Consider the following 2,609-nt stretch of genomic DNA (forward strand, 5'->3'; position numbering starts at 1 on the left):
TTCGGCCAGGGCCGGCCACAACGGAACCTAACGGGGGAACCGCCGGCCGTGGACCAACGCCAGGAACTCAACGGCGAGCCCCCCGCCCACCACGGCGACGGCGGCCACCCACAGCACGTCCGGCGGTGGCCAGGCCAGGTGGAAGAAGCTCTGAGCCAACGGCACGTTCAGCAGGATGACGAGGCTTGCGCACATCATCAGCAGCACGCCCACCTTCTTGGCGTCCAGGGGGCGGGAGACCACCCAGAGAATCCACAGCCCGGTGACGGCCAGGGTCAGGACCGACGCGGACTGTAATGATTCGGGTGCCGCTCCCGCGTTGCCGCGGGAGCCTGCGTACAGGTTTAGCCCCAGCAAGGCGGCTGCGACAATGAGGCCCGCGGGGATGGAAAACGCCAGTGACCGGCGCAGGAATCCCGGCCGGTAGCGCTGGCTGTTGGCCATCAAGGCCAGGAAGAATGACGGGATCCCGATCGTAAGTCCGTCCGTGAAGGACAGCTGGCGCGGCAGGAAAGGAAACTGCAGATTCAAGAGACCGAAACTGACGGCGATTGCAATTGAGTAGGCGGTTTTGCTGAGGAACAGCTTGGACACGCGCTCAATGTTGGCAATCACCCGGCGTCCCTCCGCCACCACCCCCGGGAGCCGGTCGAACCGGCCGTCCAGCAGCACCAGCCGCGCCACTGCCTTCGTGGCGGGCGCCGCCGAGTTCATGGCGATGCCAAGGTCTGCTTCCTTCAACGCGAGCACATCGTTGACGCCGTCGCCGGTCATCGCAACCGTATGCCCACGGCGCTGCAGCGCCGCCACCATGTCTTTTTTCTGTTCAGGACTGACCCGGCCAAAGACGGTGTTCGCGTCCATTGCTTCCTCGAGCAGGACAGGATCGGCCGGGAGCTGCCTGGCATCGTACCCATCGTCGACGTCCAGGCCGACTGCCCGGGCGATCGCAGAAACCGTCCGCGGGTCATCCCCCGAGATGATTTTCAATTCGACTCCCTGTTCGCGGAAGTAATCGAGCGTCTGCCGGGCATCGGCACGGATCTGTTCCCTAAAGGTCAGCACAACCACGGGATGCAGCCGTGCCGGAAGCGTCGCCTTGTCGGCAGTGATTGCGGCGCCGTCGGCATACGCCAGCACCACGGTCCGTAACCCTGTGGCAGCGAGACGGCCCGCCTTTACCAAGGCGTTGCCGGCCGCCGGCATCCCGTCCGCTCCATCGGTTCTTCCGGACAGCACCACCTCCGGGGCCCCAAGAATCCACGAGCCCGCCCGGGTACCTCCTCCGTCGAAAGTCACGGAGCTCCATTTCCGGGCGGACGAGAACGGAACCGACGAGACGGCCGGGATGCCGCCGTCGTGCTCGAAATCCGATTCAAGGCAGCGGGATGTCGCGTTGGCATCCGGATCTGCGGCGAACCAGCCCAGAGCATGTTCCCACCCGGCTTGTGCGGGGCCGTCAAGTTCGTGCACGCCGTCGAAGACGATCCTGCCCTCCGTAAGCGTTCCGGTCTTGTCGAGGCAGAGGACATCGACGCGGGCCAGGCCCTCGACCGCCGCCAGCTCCTGGATCAGGACCTTTTCGCTGGCCAGCCGCACCCCGCCGACGGCGAAAGCAACGCTCGAGAGCAGGACCAGCCCCAACGGAACCATCGCGATGACGCTGGCAATCACACCCACCACCGCGGATGTCCACGCGCCGTTGGCTATGGCGGCTTCCCAGCCGCCCCGGGATTGCATTTCACCGTTCGCAACGATGATAGCCACCGGCAGCAGTGCCCAGCTCACCCAGCCGAGGATACGGTTAAGGCTGTTCCGAATTTCTGAGTTGACCAACGAGAACCGCTTCGCGTCAGCGGCGAGTTTGCTGGAAAAGGAATCAGCTCCCACGCGGACCACCCGCGCGGTACCCCGGCCGGCGACAATGAGCGAGCCGGAGAGCACTTCGGTTCCTGTGTCCTTGTCCACGGGGTCCGACTCCCCCGTCAGGAGCGACTCGTCGGACTCCAATCCTCCACTCTCGAGGACGGAAGCGTCGGCTGTCACCTGGTCGCCGGCCCGGAGCACCAGGACGTCGTCAAGGACGACGTCGGCGGTCGGGATTTCCTGCACCATGCCGTCCCGCAGCACCCTGGCCTGTGGGGCTTCAAGGACGGCGAGGCGGTCCAGGGACCTTTTGGCCCGGTACTCCTGCACGACACCGATGACGGCGTTGCCGACGGCAGCCAGTCCAAAAAGGGCATCCTGCCAGCTGCCCAGCAGGAGCAGGAGGACAAAGCTCGTGCCGACGATCGCATTGAAAAGAGTCAGTACATTGGCGCGGACGATTTCCCAGAGGCTTCGGCTGGTAGCGTCCGGTACGCGGTTGTCGAGGCCGCTGCTCATCCGCGAAGCCACGTCGCCCCGGGAGAGCCCGGCGGCGGCCGGTCCGGACACGCGTCGGTGGAGGGGGACTTGCTTCTGGCGCCGGTGTTCTGCCATCATTTCCTGATCGTATCGGGAGGCGGTCCCGAATGCGTGTGATGGAGGGCGCGGGGGGTGGATTTGTGGTTGGTCGTGGGGGTGTGTATTGTTGTTCGAGTCGCCGCCGCTGTTGCGGAGAGTGCGAC

Annotated in this window: 1 protein-coding gene; it reads right to left on the reverse strand. The window is 65.4% G+C overall.

Features of this window, described 5'->3' with window-relative positions:
• Positions 1-27 precede the first annotated feature (27 nt).
• On the reverse strand, positions 28-2,484 hold the full coding sequence (locus RCH15_RS18950) for an HAD-IC family P-type ATPase (protein WP_326962200.1): 2,457 nt from the start codon (positions 2,482-2,484) through the stop codon (positions 28-30).
• Positions 2,485-2,609: the final 125 nt, after the last annotated feature.

The organism is Arthrobacter sp. MP_M4 (genome assembly GCF_035984855.1).
Taxonomy (GTDB): domain Bacteria; phylum Actinomycetota; class Actinomycetes; order Actinomycetales; family Micrococcaceae; genus Arthrobacter.